The sequence below is a fragment of the Streptomyces sp. HmicA12 genome, assembly GCF_000373565.1.
Taxonomy (GTDB): domain Bacteria; phylum Actinomycetota; class Actinomycetes; order Streptomycetales; family Streptomycetaceae; genus Streptomyces.
In genome coordinates this window covers 1-17,565 of the sequence record NZ_KB891823.1, presented here as the reverse complement: position 1 = coordinate 17,565, position 17,565 = coordinate 1, and the positions used below count along the sequence as shown (strand labels likewise).

Here is a 17,565-nt window from a genome sequence, read left to right as displayed (position 1 = left end):
CCGGGGGAGGTGGGCCGAACGGGGGAGCGGGCGGCTCGGAGCCGGTGTCGTGCCCCCGGTCGGATCAGCGCGCCGTGCGCCGGACCGGGGGAGACGGTACGGGCTGTCAGCGGACGGTGGCGGTGACCCGCTCGCTCTCGACGCGCTGCGCGAGGCCCTCGTCGCCGAGCCGGTCCAGGTGGCGGCAGAGCACCACGGAACCGCCGGTCGCGAGCGGCGCGTACAGCCCGGCGCTCAACCCCTCCCAGGTGTCGTAGCCGAGCCCGGACAGCAGCCGCGCGCCCGGTGCGGAGGCCTCGGCGCGGGCCTTCTCCACGACCTCGGCGCCGGTGAGTTCGAGGCCGGCCCCGGGGAGGGCGAGCGCCGGCTCGTCGGGCCCGACGGGCACGAAGGGGGCGAAGCGGTCGCCCTGCCCCGGCACCTCGACCGCGTAGTCGACGAACCCGGCGGGCGGCTGCGGGAACCGTCCGCCCAGCGGCCGCAGCGCGAGCGCGACCCGCTCGCCGGAACAGGCCAGGGCGGCGTCCAGGGTGTCGGGCCCGCTGACGACGAGATCGGCGCCGGCCGGGTCCCCGCCGACCTCGGCGACGACCCCGACCGACGAACAGGCGAGCAGCCACACGGCGGTCTGCCAGTGCGCGGGCAGCAGCACGGCGACCCGGTCCCCGGGCTCGGCGCCCAGATCCCCCTGCAGCAGATTGGCGGTCTTGGCCACCCAGTTCGCGAACGTGGCCACGGACAACTCCACGCGCTCCCCGGTGGCGTCGTCGTAGAAGGTGACGAGGGGCCGCCCCGGATCGGCCCGAAGGGCGTCGTCGAGCAGGGCGGCGGGAGTACGACCAACAACATTCACACCCCCACCCTAGGCGCCCCTGTCCACCAGCCCTCGGGCGCTCCGCAGCCCGCAGCCTTGGGCAATCTGCCGCCAAGGGCGGCAGGGTGGGCGAGGCGGCCCCCGGCGCGGGGCGAGCGCACCCTCCGGCCCCCACCCGGGCGCGACCCGATCACGCCCCACGACCCGCCACCTCCCACGCCCGGCCCGGCCCGGCAGGCCCCGCACCCCCAACACCCCGTCACCCCCCAACGGCCACCCCCGACTTCACCCCGGCTTCACCCCGGCTCCCCCTCCACGCCCCCGCAACACCCATATGACCCGCCCCATTGGCCGGAACCGTCCCGCTATGACCACGATCGTGGGCATGCGTGGATTCCTTGCTTCCTCGATCGGCGTCACCTGCGCGGCCGCCCTCGCCCTCCCGCTCACCCTGCCCACGGCCTCGCACGCGGCGGCGCCCCCGGCGCAGGAGTCGCTCCCGGGCACCACTCAGTCCCTCCCCCTGGCCTCCCTCACCACCACCCGCGCCGCAGGCTCCCTCCAGGAACAGGGCCTGCACCGACGCGACGTCCGCCCGTTCTCCCTCGTCGGCGTCGTCTGGGACAACCCGGACGCGCAACTCCACGGCCACGTACAGGTCCGCACCCGTACCACCGGCACCACCACCTGGTCCGCCTGGCAGGACGTGGAGACCCACAACGACGACGCCCCCGACCCCGACACGGACGAGCACACCGCGGGCACCGTCCGCGGTTCGACGGCCCCCCTGTGGGTCGGCGACTCCGACGGAGTGGAGGTACGTGTCCAGGCGGAACCCGCGGACGAGACGCGCGCCACCGGCCACTCCGCGGGACAGACCACCGAACCGGCCGCCGAGCCGCTCCCCAAGGGCCTGCGTCTGGAACTCGTGGACCCGGGGGAGGAGCCCCCGGCCCAGGGCCCCCAGTCCGACACGGCCCGCGGAGCGACCCTCACCGCCGAGTCCGCCGCGGCCTCCGCCGTGAACGCCGACCTCGCCCCGCTCGGCGCGAACGTCATCCCGGCCCTCAGCAAGAAGGAGACGGAGGACGACCTCATCGCGGCCCGCGGCGGCGAGGCCGAGGTGAAGGCCGGGGCGCCCCAGGCCCGCCCCTACGTCGGCCCGCGCCCGCGCATCATCACGCGCAAGGGCTGGGGCGCCGACGAGAAGCTGCGCGAGCGCAAGCTCGGCTACACGAAGACGGTGAAGGCGGCCTTCGTCCACCACAGCGCCTCCGGCAACAACTACCGCTGCTCACAAGCCCCTTCGGTCATTCGCAGTATCTACCGCTACCACGTCAAGAGCAGCGGCTGGCGTGACATCGGCTACAACTTCCTCGTGGACAAGTGCGGCAACATCTACGAGGGCCGGGCCGGTGGAGTCGCCAAGCCGGTCATGGGTGCCCACACCCTCGGCTTCAACACCAACAGCATGGGTGTCGCCGTGCTCGGCACGTTCGGCAGCTCGAACCCGCCCGCCGCCGCCGTGAACGCCATCGCCCGCCTCACCGCCTGGAAGCTCGGCCTGTTCGGGGCGAACCCCCGCGGGACGACATATCTCAAGTCAGGTGGTGGCAATCTGTACCGCAAGGGAAAGAATGTGCGGCTGAAGGTAATCTCCGGCCACCGGGACGGGTTCGCAACCGAATGCCCGGGACGCCGTCTCTACAAGAAGCTCGGCACGGCCCGTAGCAGCTCGGCCCACCTCCAGGGCCGCTGACGCCGGCTCCCGGGCGGCTCGAACGGTCTGCATACACTGGCCGGCCGAAAGACAGTTCGGCCGGCCCCAGCAGGAAGCAGAGACGACAGGTGACAGAAGCGATCCTCCTGGTCGGCGGCAAGGGCACCAGACTTCGGCCACTCACCGTGAACACGCCGAAACCCATGGTCCCGGCGGCCGGTGTGCCCTTCCTCACCCACCAACTGGCCCGCGCGAAGGCGGCCGGGGTCGATCACATCGTCCTCGCCACGTCGTACCTGGCTGAGGTCTTCGAGCCGTACTTCGGTGACGGTTCACGCCTCGGCCTCCACCTGGAGTACGTCACCGAGGTCGAGCCCCTCGGCACCGGCGGAGCGATCCGCAACGTCGCCTCGCACCTGCGCTCAGGACCCGACGACCCGGTCCTGATCTTCAACGGCGACATCCTGACGGGCCTCGACATCGAAGCCCTGGTCCACGAGCACGAGCGCACCGGCGCGGACGTCTCCCTGCACCTGTCCCGCGTCGAGGACCCGCGCGCGTACGGCCTCGTCCCCACGGACCCGACGGGCCGGGTGACGGCGTTCCTGGAGAAGCCGCAGACCCCCGAAGAGATCGTCACCGACCAGATCAACGCGGGCGCGTACGTCTTCCGCCGCTCGGTCATCGACACGATCCCCGCGGGCCGCCCGGTCTCGGTCGAGCGGGAGACGTTCCCGGACCTCCTGTCCTCCGGCGCCCACCTCCAGGGCATGGTCGACTCCACGTACTGGCTGGACCTCGGCACCCCGCAGGCGTTCGTGCGCGGCTCGGCCGACCTGGTCCTGGGCCGCGCCCCGTCCCCGGCGGTCCCCGGCCGCTGCGGCGACCGTCTGGTCCTGCCGACGGCCCGGGTGGCGGCGGACGCCAAACTGACCGACGGCACGGTCGTCGGGGAGAACGCCCAGGTGGGCGAGGGCGTCCGGATCTCCGGCTCCACGGTCCTGGACGACGCGGTGATCGAACCGGGCGCGGTGATCACGGATTCCCTGATCGGGCGGGGCGCCCGCGTCGGCGCCCGCACGGTCCTCACGGGAGCGGTGATCGGCGACGGCGCCCACGTGGGCGCGGACAACGAACTCCGGACAGGCGTACGCGTCTGGTGCGACGCCACCCTCCCCGCGGCGGCACTCCGCTTCTCCTCGGACCAATAGGGGCGCGGGGAACGGCGCACTGTTCACGGGGTGGGGGAGGAGGGAGCGACTTCCTCCCCGCCCCAGCCCCCGACCGCCTACCCTCGAAGGGCACATCCGCCCCGACAGAGGACCCCCGTGGCAGGCCGCCGACACATCCCGCGCACCCAGACACCCACCCGCACCACCGTGCGCGGCGGCGAAACGCGCGTACCCCCGGCCACCCCCACGATCCCGCCCCAGGCGGCCGCCACCCGCACCTACGCGCCCGCGGCCCCCGTCCACCTCGGCCTCACCCTCGGCCCCCTGCGCCGGGGCCCCGGGGACCCGACCTTCCGCACCACCCCCGACGGCTCCCTGTGGCGTGCCAGCCGCACCCCCGAAGGGCCGGGCACCCTCCGCCTGACGTCCCGGCCCGACGGCACGGTCCAGGCCCAGGCCTGGGGGCCGGGAGCCGACTGGTTCCTGACCCGGCTCCCCGCGATGCTCGGCGCGTTGGACGATCCGGCCCCCTTCGAGCCCCGCCACCGCCTGGTCGCCGAATCGGCCCGCCGCCGCACCGGGCTGCGCCTGGCCCGCACGGGCCTGGTCCTGGAGTCCCTGATCCCGTCGATCCTGGAACAGAAGGTCACGACGGACGAGGCGTACCGGGCCTGGCGGCTGCTCCTGCACACGTACGGCGAACCGGCCCCGGGCCCGGCCGGCGGGCAGGACCTGCGCCTGCGGATCCCCCCGGACCCGCACACCTGGACCCGGATCCCGTCCTGGGAGTGGCACAGGGCGGGCGTCGACAACAAGCGCGCCTCGACGATCATCAGGGCCGCGCAGGTGGCCCGCCGCCTCGAAGAAGCGGCGCACATGGATCCGGTCCCGGCCCGCGCCCGCCTCGAACTCGTGCCCGGCATCGGCCCCTGGACCTCCGCCGAGACGATCCAGCGCACGAACGGCGCCCCGGACGAGGTCACGACCGGCGATCTGCACCTGCCCGGCATCATCGGCTACGCCCTCGCGGGCAACCGACACGCGACCGACGCCGACATGCTGGAACTCCTCGCCCCGTACGAGGGCCAACGCCACCGGGCGGCCCGCCTGATCCTGCTCGCCGGGGTCTCGCCCCCGCGCAGGCAACCGAAGATGCGCAGGGTGAACATCGCCGAGTGGTGAGCGGCGCCCCTACCGCACCTCGACGAACTCCGCGACGACCCGGGCCGCCCGCTCGGCCGGCGCCGCGGCCGGATGGCCCACCGCCACGGCCCCCATCGGATCCCACGACTCGGGCAGATCGAGCACCCGCCGCACGACATCCCGGCAGAACATGGTCGACGAGACCCACGCGGACCCGAGCCGCTCACCGGCCAGCGCCACCAGGAAGTTCTGCACCCCGGCCCCGGTCGCCACCACGAACATCTCCCGCTCGGCGGCATCCCGCCGCGCGTCCCCGTACGTGTGCGCCCCGTCCATCACGAGACACGGCACCACGAGGTACGGCGCGTTGCGCAGCACGTCCCCCCGCCGTACCCGCTTCGCGATCGACTCCTCGCTCTTCCCGTCGCGCCGCAGATCCGCGATCCACGCGTCCCGCATGGCGTCGAGCAGCCGCGTCCGGGCCGCTTCCGTCTCGAGGAGCACGAACCGCCACGGCGTCGTGTGATGCGGCGCGGGAGCGGTCACGGCGGCGGCGACGGCGCGCCGCACGGCTCCCGGATCCACCGGCTCGTCGGTGAAGGCCCGCACGGTACGCCGCTGCGTCACCGCTTCCCGGACCGCCTCCGAGGTGCCGAGGCGGAACATGTCGTCACGCGCGCTGCGCACCAACTCGCGCGCGGAGCCGCCCTGTCCGGGCGCGACGGCGTCGCCGAGCCCGCGCACCACGGCGACCGGCAGCCCTCCGGCCTTCCCCTTCACGAGATCCCCGGCACCGGCCAGCTCGTCGGCGGTGGCCACCACGGTCGCGCTCAGCGGATTGCCGTACGCGTCCGTGCCGCCCCGCAGGTCCTCCAGGACCCGCACCCCGGCGGCCCCGATGGCGATGTCGGTCAGCCCGTTGCGCCAGGGCCGGCCGAAGGTGTCGGTGACGACGACGCCGACCTCGACGCCGAGCGCGTCCCGCAGCCCCGCGCGCACGGCCTCCGCCGAGGTGTCGGGGTCCTCGGGCAGCAGCAGCACGGTCCCGGCCGGGGTGTTGGAGGCGTCGACCCCGGCGGCGGCCATGACCAGGCCCTGCCGGTTCTCGACGATCCGCAGCGTGCCGCGGCGCGCGACGACCCGTACGGTCTCCGCGTCGATGGCGGCCTCCCGGTCGTCGGCGCGGACGAGCCGGCCCTCCGCCTTGGAGACGATCTTCGAGGTGACGAGCACGATGTCCCCGTCCGCGAGACCCGGCTCGGCGGCGGCGATCAGCTTCGCCAGGTCATCGCCCTCGCGCACCTCGGGAATCCCGGGCACGGCCCATACGCGCAACTCGGTCACGCGCCCCGCACCTCCTCGGCGAGGGCGAGCGCGGCGCGCGCCATGTCCGCCGCAGCGGTGCCGACCTCCGGGTCGGTCATCATCAACGGCACGGCCCGGCACCGGATCCCGGCCGTCTCGACGCGCTCCACGACGCCCGCGTCCACGGTGTCCACGAGCCACCCGTCGAGCAGCCCCGAACCGTAGTGCTCGGCGACAGCGGCGGCGGTGGCCTCGACGCCCACCGCGGCCAGCACCTTGTCGGCCATTCCGCGCACAGGTGCGTCGCCCACGATCGGCGAGAGACCGACGACCGGCACCCCGGCCTCCGCGATGGCCTCCCGGATCCCGGGCACGGCCAGAATCGTCCCCACGCTCACCACGGGGTTCGACGGCGGGAACAGGACGACGTCCGCCTCGGCGATGGCCTCCAGCACCCCCGGCGCGGGCTTGGCCTGCTCGGCGCCCACCGGCACCACGGCCTGCGCGTCCACGGAGGCCCGCATCCCGACCCAGTACTCCTGGAAGTGCACGGCCCTGCGCTCACCGTCCACATCGACGGCGACATGGGTCTCCACCCGGTCGTCCGACATGGGGATGAGCCGCACGCCCGGCTGCCACCGCTCGCACAGCGCCTGGGTGACGGCGCTGAGCGGGAAGCCCGCCGCCAGCATCTGCGTACGGACGATGTGGGTCGCGAAGTCCCGGTCGCCGAGCCCGAACCACTCGGGCCCGACCCCGTACGCCGCGAGCTCCTCCTTGACCTTGAAGGTCTCGTCCGTACGACCCCAGCCCTGCTCCTCGTTGATGCCGCCGCCCAGCGTGTACATCACCGTGTCGAGGTCCGGACAGACCTTCAGACCGAAGAGGTGGATGTCGTCCCCGGTGTTGCCGATGACCGTGATGTCCGCGTCCGGGGCGGCCAGTTTGAGACCGCGAAGGAACCGGGCACCACCGATGCCGCCTGCCAGAACCACAATGCGCATGCGCCCAGCATCGCAGGCAGCACCGACAGCCCGGCAGCCGGTCTCAGACCGCGACCTCGCCGGCCCTGTCGGCTTCGTCGACCACGGAGCAGGCCGCCGAGTGCATCGGCATCTCGGACAACCCGGGGAAGTAGACGTGCAGACTGACCGCCGGCTCCAGGGAGTCGTTGGCGACCTCGTGGACGTATCCCGGCGCGAAGACCCGCTGCGCGCCCGCTCCGAGCGTCCGCGCGCCCCGCTCCGTACGCTCCGTCAGTTCGCCTTCCAGGAGCGTCAGTACGCCGGACGAGCGACCGTGGTCGTGCAGCCCGCTGCCCTGCCCGGGCACCCACGACAGCAGCCACACCTCGTAGCCGGGGCCGGTGCGCAGGCGGTGGTACCAGCGGGACGTGGCGTCGTACTCGACCAGGTGCTCCCACTGGGAGCGGTCGGCGGCGATGGAGCGCGCGAGGCCGACGAACTCGGCCACGGTCTCGGGGTGTTCACGAGCGGGCTGCAGCAGGTGCTGGACTTCGAGGATGTCGCCGGCGATCTGGAGGTCGCTGTCGCTGTTCATCGGGTGTGGGGTTCCTCAGAGAAAGTGCGGGTGCCCGCTCGACGGGATCAGGCACGGAGAGGGGTTCAGAGAGGAGAAGGCGCGGTCGGAGCTCGCAGGCTCAACGACTCAACAGCTGGGACAGCAACAGCTGTGGCACGCGCGGTCAGCACAGACGGACCCGGCGGTGCGGGTCGTCGTCGTAAGTGCCAAGTTCGCGAGCATGCCCACCAGAACACCGGTTCATGCTTCCGCTGTCAACCCGATGTCCGTAATGCGAGATATGTTTAGCCCTATCCGGTTGTTCTGTCTGCCGAAAGGTTTGTGCAGTGCAAGTGGCGGACATGTGGCGCATCAAGCCGGCGCGCAAACGCCGTTGCGATCCCGTGACCCGAATGTGATCAGGTTCGCTCCTGCGTGCGCTTCGGAACGAGATCAAACTCCGCGGCGTCCTTCCTTGTAGTGGTTTACGGGAGGGGCGAGAGGGTGGCGACATCCGTATGGGCCACTGGCAAGTGTCACGGTTTTTGCCGATTTGAACACTTTCCGCATACCCTTGGTTCCGCAGAGTGAATAAGGGGCCCAATAGCAGATCCCGGCTTGACTGCCCCGGATCGGCACACTTGTAATTTCACTCGTGTCGTTCAGCCGAAATCGGTAACGGCAACATCACGGGGACGCATGGACGGACGGACGAGGGGCGCACTATGACCGAGTCGTTTACGGATCTGCTGGTCGAGGATGCGGAAGAGGAACTCGGCTGGCAGGAGCGCGCGCTCTGCGCCCAGACCGACCCCGAGTCCTTCTTTCCTGAGAAGGGCGGCTCGACCAGGGAGGCCAAAAAGGTCTGCCTGGCGTGCGAGGTCCGCTCGGAGTGCCTGGAGTACGCACTCGCCAACGACGAGCGGTTCGGCATCTGGGGCGGCCTGTCCGAGCGCGAGCGCCGGCGGCTGAAGAAGGCCGCCGTCTAGCTCCTCAGCTGAAGAAGGCCGCTGTCCTAGGACGCTTTTCGGTCTCGTATTCGCGGTACGTACGGCCCGGCGCAGGTGGGTTATCCACAGGCGGCGGGCCGCTGTTGTCGGCAGCCGTTAGTGTGAGGTCCCGTCCGAGACACCCCAGTGCCCCCGCGCGCCACGGGTGTCCACCGCAGTCCAACGAACCGGGGCCCGTACCTCGATGTCCGTGCACAGCCACTCGGCAGGCCAATTCGGCACTGCCGCCGCCGCGTTCAACCCGGGGCACGCCGCAGGGCTCGATCCGAGCAGCGCCCCCGAGTTCCCCAGGCATGTCGTCACCGCCGTCCTCGTCTCGCACGACGGCGCGCGCTGGCTGCCCGACGTCCTGTCAGGAGTGCTCGGCCAGGAGCGCCCCGTGCAGAACGCGGTGGCGGCCGACACCGGCAGCGCCGACGACTCCGCCCGCCTGGTCGCCGAGGCGATCGGTGACGAGCGCGTCCTGCACCTCGCCCGCCGCACCGGCTTCGGCCAGGCCGTCGAGGAGGCGGTGCGCACCGCCGGAGTCCTGACGCCGGAGGAGCTGCCGTATCTGAAGCGCCCCAGCGGCTGGGACCCCGTCAGCCGCACCTGGCGCGACGACGCGTACGACCTGCCGGACCTGCCGCACGGCGAACCCGAGCAGTGGCTCTGGCTGCTGCACGACGACTGCGCGCCCGACTCCGACGCGCTCGCCCAGCTGTTGCGCGTCGTCGAGGCGGAGCGCGAGGCGGGCGCCGACGTCGCGATCGTCGGACCCAAGCTGCGCGGCTGGTACGACCGCAGGCAGCTCCTGGAGGTCGGCGTCTCCATCGCCAACTCCGGGCGCCGCTGGACCGGTCTCGACCGCCGCGAGCAGGACCAGGGACAGCACGACCACGTGCGGCCCGTCCTGTCCGTGTCCACCGCCGGCATGCTGATCCGGCGTGATGTCTTCGAGCAGCTCGGCGGGTTCGACCGCCGGCTGCCGCTGATGCGCGACGACGTCGACCTGTGCTGGCGCGCCCAGGCCGCGGGCCATCGCGTCGTCGTCGCGCCCGAAGCCGTCGTGCGGCACGCCGAGGCGTCCTCGCGCGAGCGCCGCACCGTCGACTGCGTGGGGCGCACGGCTTCGTCGCCGCACAAGGTCGACAAGGCGGGCGCCGTCTACACGCTGCTGGTGAACGCGCGCGCGGCGGTGCTCCCCTGGGTCCTGGTCCGGCTCGTCGTCGGCACGGTGCTGCGGACCGTCGCGTACCTGGTCGGCAAGGTGCCGGGACAGGCCTTCGACGAGATCACGGGTCTGCTCGCGACGCTGCTGCGGCCGGGGCGGATCATGGCCGGCCGCAGGCAGCGCGGCAAGGGGAACGTCGACCCCAAGGAACTCAAGCCGCTGTTCCCGCCGCCCGGCGCGACCGTGCGGCTCACCGTCGAGCAGGTCGCCGGCAATCTGTTCGGCGCCGCCGACCCGGAGACCACCACCGCGGGACGGCACGGTGGCGGCGGCCTCGAATCGGGGCCCGGCGACGACGCGGACTTCTTCGAGGTCGAGCAGTTCGCCCGCCTCAAGCGCATCGCGCGCAACCCCGGGCCGATGCTCTTCGTCGTCCTTCTCTTCGTCTCCCTGATCGCCTGCAGAGGGCTGTTGGGCAGCGGGGCGCTCGCGGGCGGTGCGCTGCTGCCCGCGCCCGGTGACGCCTCCGACCTGTGGTCGCGCTACCTGGACGCCTGGCACGCCACCAGCATCGGCGGCACCCAGGCGGCGCCGCCCTACCTGGCCGTTCTCGGCGCGCTCTCCTCCGTCCTGTTCGGCTCCACCGGACTCGCGATCACCGTGCTGCTCGTCGGCTCGGTGCCGCTCGCCGGATTCGCCGCGTACTTCGCGTCCAGGCCGCTGGTCGAGTCGCGGCTGCTGCGCGCGTGGGCGGCCGTCGCGTACGCGTTCCTGCCCGCCGCCACCGGCGCTCTCGCGGGCGGCCGGGTGGGCACCTCGGTGCTCGCGATCCTGCTGCCGCTCATCGCGCGCGCGGGCCTCGCCGCCTCCGGTCTGAAGGCCGGGGCGACGAACACCCAGGGCGCGCGCGGCAGTTGGCGCGCCACCTGGGCGTACGCACTGCTGCTGACGCTCGCGACGGCCTTCACGCCCATCGTCTGGCCGATCGCCCTCGTCCTCGGCATCGCGCTCCTCGTGGTGCGCCGTGGTGACATCACCGCGTACGGGCTGCGTTTCCTTGCCGCGCTCGGCACCCCGCTCCTCGTGCTCGCCCCGTGGTCCCTGTCGCTGCTGCCGTTCGGCTTCTTCAAGGAGGCCGGACTGGCGTACGGGAAGGGCCAGGCCGGCGCGATCGGGCTGCTCGGCGCCTCGCCCGGCGGCCCCGGCACCATGGGCAGCCTGCTGCTCATCGGCGTCGTCCTCGCCGCGCTCGCCGCACTGCTGCGCCAGGAGCGCCGCCTCGCGGTCCTCACCGCGTGGGCCGTCGCCGTCGTGGCGCTCGTCTTCGCGGTCCTGTCCAACAAGTCGACGTGGGCCGGTCCCGCCACCCTCGTCTACGGCCTCGCCCTGCTGGCCGCCGCCGCGCTCGGCGCCGACGGCGCGCGCTCGCGCGTGGCCGAGCAGAGCTTCGGCTGGCGCCAGCCGGTGGCCGCGCTGGTCGCGTTCGCCGCGGCCGCGGGCCCGCTGCTGCTCGCCGCGGGCTGGATGATCCGGGGCGCCGACGGGCCCCTGGAGCGCCGCGACCCGGTGCAGGTCCCGGCGTTCGTCGCCGAGGAGGCCGGCACCCGCGACCAGGCCCGCACGCTGGTCCTGGACGGCTCCACGGGCTCGGTCTCGTACTCGCTGGTGCGCGGCGCGGGCGCCCGCCTCGGCGACGGCGAACTGACCGAGGCGGCGGGCGACAACGGCAGGCTGGACAAGGTCGTCGCCAACCTGGTCGCGGGCTCCGGCGCCGACCAGGCCGACCAGCTCGGCGGCTTCGCCGTGCGCTACGTCCTCGTACGGGACGGGGCGCCGCGCCAGATGGGCCGCGTCCTCGACTCCACGCCCGGCCTGACCCGGCTCAGCCAGCAGGACGGCACGGCGCTGTGGCGCGTCGACCGGCAGGTGGCGCGGGCCGTCATCCTGCCGACGCCGAGCACCGGTTCGGCCTCGGACGCCGCCAGGCCGGTCGCCGCGGGCCCCGTCGAGCTGCACACGACCATCCACGAAGGCCCGGACGGCCGCGTGCTGCGCCTCGCCGACCAGGCCGCCGACGGCTGGACCGCGACGCTGGACGGCACGCCGCTGACCAGGACCACCGTCGACGGCTGGGCGCAGGGCTTCGAACTGCCCGCGTCCGGCGGCCGCCTGGACGTCACGTACGACGCGCCGTTCACGCACACCGCCTGGCTGTGGGCGCAGGGCGCGCTCGCGATCGTGCTCGTGGTGCTCGCCCTGCCGGGGCGGCGCCGCGACGTCGACGACGACCTCCCGGAGGAGCCGGTCGTGCCCGCGCAGCCCGCCGACGGCGAGGGCCGCAGGGCCCGCAGGCTGCGCGCCCAGGCGGAGGCCGAGCAGGCCGCCGCGGGCACCGACGACATGTCGCCGCCTCCCCCTTCGGAGGAGGCCCCGGTCGCGGACATCCCGCAGCAGCAGACGTACGGCGAGTGGGAGCAGCCCAGTTACGCGGGCGCCGAGTACGGCACGTACACCGTGGGGGAGCAGCAGTACCAGCAGGGTGCCGGCGCCTACGGATACGACCCGCAGGCCGACCCCTACCAGGCGGGCCAGTACGACCCGTACGCCTACGGGGGCACGTACGACCAACAGGCCGCCCCCTACGACCCGTCGTACGACCCGACGTACGAGCAGCAGCACGGCAACGGCGCCGATGGTGAGCGCCCCGACGGGAGCCAGCAGTGAACCGCACGACCCTGTCCCTGATCGCCGCCGTGACCGTCCTGGCCGCCGTCACGGGGTTCGCCTCCGTCACGTCCGGCGACGACGGTGACGCCCCCGTCAAGGCGGCGGCCCAGCTGCCCGTCGAGCGCTCCAGCCTGCTGTGCCCGGCGCCCAGTCAGTCCGATCTGGCGGAGACCGCGTACACGTCGTACACGCCCAAGTCGGCCGATGCCGAAAGCGGATCGGGCAAGGCGCAGTTGATGCCCGCCGAGACGGGGGCGAGCGACAGCGGCGACTCCAAGGGGAAGACCAAGGAGCCCAAGGCGGTCGTCACCCCGAAGGAGCCCGGCAAGCCGGCCACGGGCGAGGCGACCGACGCGGACGCGCCGGCCCTGGTCGGCACCGCCGACGGCGCCCTCGCGCCCGGCTGGACCGTCCAGCAGACCACCACGGTGGCCGCGGGCTCGGGCCGCGGCCTGCTCGGGGTGGACTGCTCGGCGCCCGACACCGACTTCTACTTCCCCGGCGCCTCCACCGCGAAGGACCGTAACGACTACATCCACCTCACGAACCCGGACGACGAGGCCGCGGTCGTGGACGTGCAGCTGTACGGCCCGGACGGCGCCATCAAGTCCGAGGTCGGCGAGGGCATCCAGATCGCGCCGCACGCCAGCGTCCCGGTCCTCCTGTCGACCCTCACCGACAAGCCGTACACGAACCTGACGCTGCACGTGACCGCGCGCAGCGGCCGGGTCGCGGCCGCCGTCTCCTCCGCCGACGACAAGCTCGGCGGCGACTGGCTGCCCGCCTCCACCGACCCGGCGGCCTCCCTCGTGCTGCCCGGCATCCCCAAGGACGCCACCAGCGTGCGCCTGGTCGCCTTCGCGCCGGGCCAGGACGACGCCGACCTGAAGATCCAGCTCGCCACGTCCAGCGGCAGGATCACGCCCGCCGGGCACGACACGCTGCACGTGAAGTCCGGCATGACCACCGCGGTCGACCTGGGAGCCGTCACCCGCGGCGACGCGGGCTCGCTGATCCTGACCCCCACGGAGGACTCCGTGCCGGTCGTGGCCGCGCTGCGCGTCACGCGCGGCAAGGGCGCCGACCAGGAGACCGCGTTCATCCCCGCGACCCGCGACATCGGCACGCGCGCGACGGTCGCCGACAACCGGGCCAAGGGCTCCACGCTCCACCTGACCGCGCCCGGCGCCGCCGGCAAGGTCAAGGTCACCGCGTCCGCGGGCGCCGACGGCGGCACCGCGGTCACGAAGGAGTACACGGTCAAGGGCGGTACGACCCTCGCGCTCACCCCGCCCGTGCCGAGCGGCCTGAAGGGCCCGTACGCGCTGACGGTCGAGCCCGTGTCGGGCGGCAAGGTCTACGGCTCGCGGATGCTGGAGGACAAGATGGACGGCGTTCCGGCGTTCACCGTCCAGACGCTGCCGGACGACCGGGGGACGGTGTCGGTGCCCCAGGCGGACGAGGACCTCTCGGTGCTGCAGAAGTAGCGCGGGACCCCGCGGGGCTCAGTCCTCGACGTCTCCGTCCCCGTACCGGGGATCGATGGTCTCCGGGGTGAGCCCGAGGACCTCGGCGACCTGCTCGACGACCACGTCGTGCACCAGGGCCGCGCGCTCGTCGCGGCCCTTGGTGCGGATCTCGATGGGGCGCCGGTAGACGACCACGCGCGCGGGGCGGTCGTCCCGCGCGGGGATCGTGCCGCCCAGCGGCACGGAGTCGCCGCCCCAGGCCTCGTCCTCGGCCGTCAGGCGCGGTACCTCCAGGACGAGGAAGTCGATTTCCGCGAGCTGCGGCCAGCGTCGTTCCAGGCGCTCCACGGAGTCCTGCACGAGATCCGCGAAGGCATCGGCGCGGCTCGCGGACAGCGGCACCTGCGGGGGCGCCACGGGCCCGCGCATGCCACGGCCGTGCCGGTCGCGGCGGCGCGGCGGACGGGGCTCGCCGGGGGAGAGCGGTACCTGACTGTCTGGCCTTTCCATCACCGACGCAGCGTAGTCCTCCGGGACCCGGAAGCGGCGCACGAAGCGGGGCGGCCCCGTACGGAGCACCGCATGTCGCTTCCTGACCGATCAAGCCATTCTTGGGCCTGATTCCGTATCCCTCCCGGACCGTTGAACTCGCGACAGTTGAAGGCATATGTCCTGAGTGGTGACCGATTTCAACTGTTCGGAAGGGCGTACGGCCCCGGGTCGCCGCAGGTCATGAGCGCGCCCGCGCGAGCCGGTGTGCGCCGTCTCACACCGCGACACGGTGGGGTGACCTCGGGGAGAGTCGTCGCGGCCCGCTCAAGAGTGCGGTACCGTCCAACGCTGTGAGCCCTGTACGTCGCTGTTCGCGCACCGCCTGCGGCCGCCCCGCCGTCGCGACGCTGACGTACGTCTACGCCGACTCGACCGCGGTCCTCGGCCCGCTCGCCACCTATGCCGAGCCCCACTGCTACGACCTGTGCGCCGAGCACTCCGAGCGCCTCACCGCGCCGCGCGGCTGGGAGGTCGTCCGGCTCACCGACGGCAGCGCCCCGAGCCGCCCCAGCGGCGACGACCTGGAGGCCCTCGCCAACGCCGTGCGCGAGGCGGCCCGCCCCCAGGAGCGCGCCGCGGAGGCCGGCGGCGGCCCCCGCACCGCGGACCCGATGGAGGTCGCGCGCCGCGGTCACCTCAGGGTGCTGCGCTCGCCCGACAACTGACCCCATACGCGGGCACAGTCGTCGCCTTCACGAGATCTTCGCCGTCATCCGGCCACCATCTCTGTCCCACGCGTTGACGCGCGTTTGTTGAGGACACGACCATTTCGCCACCCTGCTGTATGGGAATCCGGGATTCCGGGAGGCGCTCGTGTTCGTCCAGCAACTGGAGCCCGTAGGCGGCTCGCTCGGCCTGTCCGCCCTTGTCGCGGCCCTGCCGCTCGTCACCGTCCTCGTCCTGCTCGGCGTGATCCGCATGAAGGCCCATCTCGCGGGGCTGATCGGCCTCGCCGTCGCCGTCCTCGTCGCCTGGCTCGCGTACGGGATGCCGATCGGCCAGACCTTCTCCAGCGCCGCGCAGGGCGCGCTGTTCGGGCTCTTCCCCATCATGTGGATCGTCGTCAACGCCCTGTGGGTGTACCGGATGACGGTCCGCACCCAGCACTTCGACATCCTGCGCCGCTCCTTCGGGCGCCTCTCCGACGACCCGCGCATCCAGGCCCTCGTCGTCGCGTTCTGCTTCGGCGCGCTCCTCGAAGCCCTCGCCGGGTTCGGGGCGCCGGTCGCGATCTGCTCGGTGATGCTCGTCGCGCTCGGCTTCGACCCCGTGAAGGCGGCGGTCGTCGCGCTGGTGGCCAACACGGCGCCGGTCGCCTTCGGGGCCATGGGCACGCCCGTCGTGACACTCGCTCAGGTCACCGGCCTGCCGCTGGACGCGGTCGCCTCCGTGGTGGGCCGTCAGACACCGCTGCTCGCGCTCGTGGTGCCGCTGGTGCTCGTCGGACTCGTGGACGGGCGGCGCGGGCTGCGCGAGACCTGGGTGCCCGCGCTGGCCTGTGGAGTCGCCTTCGCCGTCGTCCAGTTCGCGGCCTCCAACTACGTCTCCGCGCAACTCGCGGACATCGGGGCCGCGCTGGTCGGCGCCGGCGCGCTCGTCGCCGTGCCGCAGGCGCGCAGGCCCGCCGCCGAGCCCGTGCGCGCCGCGGTCCTCACCGGCGTACGCAGCGAGGACCTCGACGAGGAGGACCCGCGCTCCGAAGTGCTGCGCGCCTACGCCCCGTACGCGCTCATCGTCGCCATCTTCTCCCTCGCGCAGATCCCCGTGATCAAGGACTGGCTGGCGAAGGCGAACCGGGTCTTCGACTGGCCCTTCCTGAACGTCGCGGGCCCGGACGGCGACCCGGTGAGCGGCAATGTCTTCACGCTCCCGCTGGTCTCCACCGGAGGCACCCTCGTGCTGCTTGCCGGTGTGCTCACGGCGGTGGTCATCGGGGTGCACGCGCGCGTGGCCGTGCGCGAGTGGTTCGGGACCGTGCACGAACTGCGGTTCGCGATCCTGACCGTGACGAGCGTGCTCGCCCTCGCGTACGTCATGAACCTGTCCGGGCAGGCCGCCACCATCGGGCACTTCGTCGCCGCGGCGGGAGCGGGCCTCGCCTTCCTGTCGCCGGTCCTCGGCTGGTTCGGCGTCGCGGTCTCCGGATCCGACACCTCGGCCAACGCGCTCTTCGGCGCCCTGCAGGTGACGGCCGCCCAGCAGTCGGGCCTGTCGCCCGAACTCCTTGCCGCGGCGAACAGTTCGGGCGGCGTCCTCGGCAAGATGATCTCGCCGCAGAACCTCACCATCGCCTGCGCGGCGGTCGGACTCGCGGGCAGGGAGGGCGACCTGCTGCGCAAGGTGCTGCCGTGGAGCCTGGGACTGCTGCTGGTGATGTGCTTGATCGTGTACGCGCAGAGCACGGCGGTGCTGTCGTGGATGCTGCCGTGACCGCGCTGTGAACCGCGTCGGGCCAGGTAGTTTGTGGGGTCCGTGAGGACTTCAGGAGGGCTGGGCGGCATGGCTGCTGATCTGTCGCAGATCGTCAAGGCGTACGACGTGCGTGGGGTGGTCCCCGATCAGTGGGACGAGTCGCTGGCCGAGTTGTTCGGGGCGGCGTTCGTCCGGGTGACCGACGCGGACGCGATCGTGGTCGGGCACGACATGCGGCCGTCCTCGCCGGGTCTGTCCGGTGCCTTCGCGCGCGGGGCGGCGGCGCTGGGCGCGGACGTCACGGAGATCGGCCTGTGCTCGACGGATCAGCTGTATTACGCGTCGGGGGCGCTGAACCTGCCCGGCGCGATGTTCACCGCGTCGCACAATCCGGCCCGGTACAACGGCATCAAGCTGTGCCGGGCGGGCGCGGCGCCGGTGGGGCAGGACACGGGCCTGGCTCAGATCCGTGAACTGGTGGAGGAGTGGAGCGTGTCGGGCGCTCCGGAGCCGGCCGCGTCGGCGGGAACGGTGACGCGGCGCGACACGTTGAAGGACTACGCGGCG

13 protein-coding genes and 1 pseudogene are annotated in these 17,565 nt (G+C 72.9%); 9 read left to right on the top strand and 5 right to left on the bottom strand.

The features are described 5' to 3' along the window. Positions 1–106 precede the first annotated feature (106 nt). Positions 107–853, bottom strand: a complete 747-nt coding sequence (locus B072_RS0129560; RefSeq protein ID WP_018533577.1) for a TIGR03089 family protein — start codon at positions 851–853, stop codon at positions 107–109. A 328-nt stretch (positions 854–1,181) separates the two neighbouring features. Here B072_RS0129560 and B072_RS0129555 point away from each other — a divergent pair, with 328 nt between their 5' ends. The 3 genes from B072_RS0129555 (at position 1,182) to B072_RS0129545 (ending at position 4,888) form a co-directional block, all read left to right on the top strand. Beyond that, the gene (locus tag B072_RS0129555; protein WP_018533576.1) at positions 1,182–2,573 is read left to right on the top strand and encodes a peptidoglycan recognition protein; all 1,392 of its coding nucleotides are present in this window, start codon (positions 1,182–1,184) and stop codon (positions 2,571–2,573) included. Positions 2,574–2,662: 89 nt separating this feature from the next. Beyond that, positions 2,663–3,745 carry a sugar phosphate nucleotidyltransferase gene (locus tag B072_RS0129550; protein ID WP_018533575.1) on the top strand — a complete coding sequence of 361 codons (1,083 nt, stop codon included), beginning with the start codon at positions 2,663–2,665 and terminating at the stop codon, positions 3,743–3,745. 117 nt (positions 3,746–3,862) lie between these two features. Next, entirely contained in the window at positions 3,863–4,888 is a 1,026-nt protein-coding gene (locus B072_RS0129545; protein WP_018533574.1) for a DNA-3-methyladenine glycosylase family protein, read from the top strand. Between the two features lie 9 nt (positions 4,889–4,897). Here B072_RS0129545 and B072_RS0129540 read toward each other — a convergent pair whose 3' ends face one another. From B072_RS0129540 to B072_RS0129530, 3 genes are read right to left on the bottom strand one after another with little or no spacing between them, the layout of a single operon-like run. After that, complete coding sequence (locus tag B072_RS0129540; protein WP_018533573.1) at positions 4,898–6,193, bottom strand: coenzyme F420-0:L-glutamate ligase; 1,296 nt, start codon at positions 6,191–6,193, stop codon at positions 4,898–4,900. Next, positions 6,190–7,158 carry a 2-phospho-L-lactate transferase gene (cofD, locus tag B072_RS0129535; RefSeq protein ID WP_018533572.1) on the bottom strand — a complete coding sequence of 323 codons (969 nt, stop codon included), beginning with the start codon at positions 7,156–7,158 and terminating at the stop codon, positions 6,190–6,192. The genes B072_RS0129540 and cofD overlap by 4 nt, the downstream gene beginning before the upstream one ends. 43 nt (positions 7,159–7,201) lie before the next feature. Further along, a complete protein-coding gene (locus B072_RS0129530) occupies positions 7,202–7,714 on the bottom strand; it encodes a cysteine dioxygenase (protein ID WP_018533571.1) in 513 nt (170 codons plus the stop codon). A gap of 686 nt (positions 7,715–8,400) precedes the next feature. On the opposite strand from B072_RS0129530, the gene B072_RS0129525 reads away from it, so the two are divergent. The 3 genes from B072_RS0129525 (at position 8,401) to B072_RS0129515 (ending at position 14,052) form a co-directional block, all read left to right on the top strand. Further along, on the top strand, positions 8,401–8,664 hold the full coding sequence (locus B072_RS0129525) for a WhiB family transcriptional regulator (RefSeq protein WP_018533570.1): 264 nt from the start codon (positions 8,401–8,403) through the stop codon (positions 8,662–8,664). Positions 8,665–8,869: 205 nt separating this feature from the next. Beyond that, complete coding sequence (locus B072_RS0129520; protein WP_018533569.1) at positions 8,870–12,562, top strand: glycosyltransferase family 2 protein; 3,693 nt, start codon at positions 8,870–8,872, stop codon at positions 12,560–12,562. Further along, positions 12,559–14,052 carry a DUF5719 family protein gene (locus B072_RS0129515; protein ID WP_018533568.1) on the top strand — a complete coding sequence of 498 codons (1,494 nt, stop codon included), beginning with the start codon at positions 12,559–12,561 and terminating at the stop codon, positions 14,050–14,052. Before B072_RS0129520 ends, B072_RS0129515 begins: the two co-directional genes overlap by 4 nt. An 18-nt stretch (positions 14,053–14,070) precedes the next feature. Here B072_RS0129515 and B072_RS0129510 read toward each other — a convergent pair whose 3' ends face one another. After that, positions 14,071–14,544 carry a metallopeptidase family protein gene (locus tag B072_RS0129510; protein ID WP_051127319.1) on the bottom strand — a complete coding sequence of 158 codons (474 nt, stop codon included), beginning with the start codon at positions 14,542–14,544 and terminating at the stop codon, positions 14,071–14,073. A gap of 332 nt (positions 14,545–14,876) precedes the next feature. Here B072_RS0129510 and B072_RS0129505 point away from each other — a divergent pair, with 332 nt between their 5' ends. The 3 genes and pseudogenes from B072_RS0129505 to manB all read left to right on the top strand — a co-directional run. After that, the gene (locus tag B072_RS0129505; protein ID WP_018533566.1) at positions 14,877–15,251 is read left to right on the top strand and encodes a DUF3499 domain-containing protein; all 375 of its coding nucleotides are present in this window, start codon (positions 14,877–14,879) and stop codon (positions 15,249–15,251) included. A 148-nt stretch (positions 15,252–15,399) separates the two neighbouring features. Then, complete coding sequence (locus B072_RS0129500; protein WP_018533565.1) at positions 15,400–17,016, top strand: L-lactate permease; 1,617 nt, start codon at positions 15,400–15,402, stop codon at positions 17,014–17,016. 69 nt (positions 17,017–17,085) lie between these two features. Next, a pseudogene (gene manB, locus B072_RS0129495) lies at positions 17,086–17,565 on the top strand (phosphomannomutase/phosphoglucomutase); the annotation flags it as partial.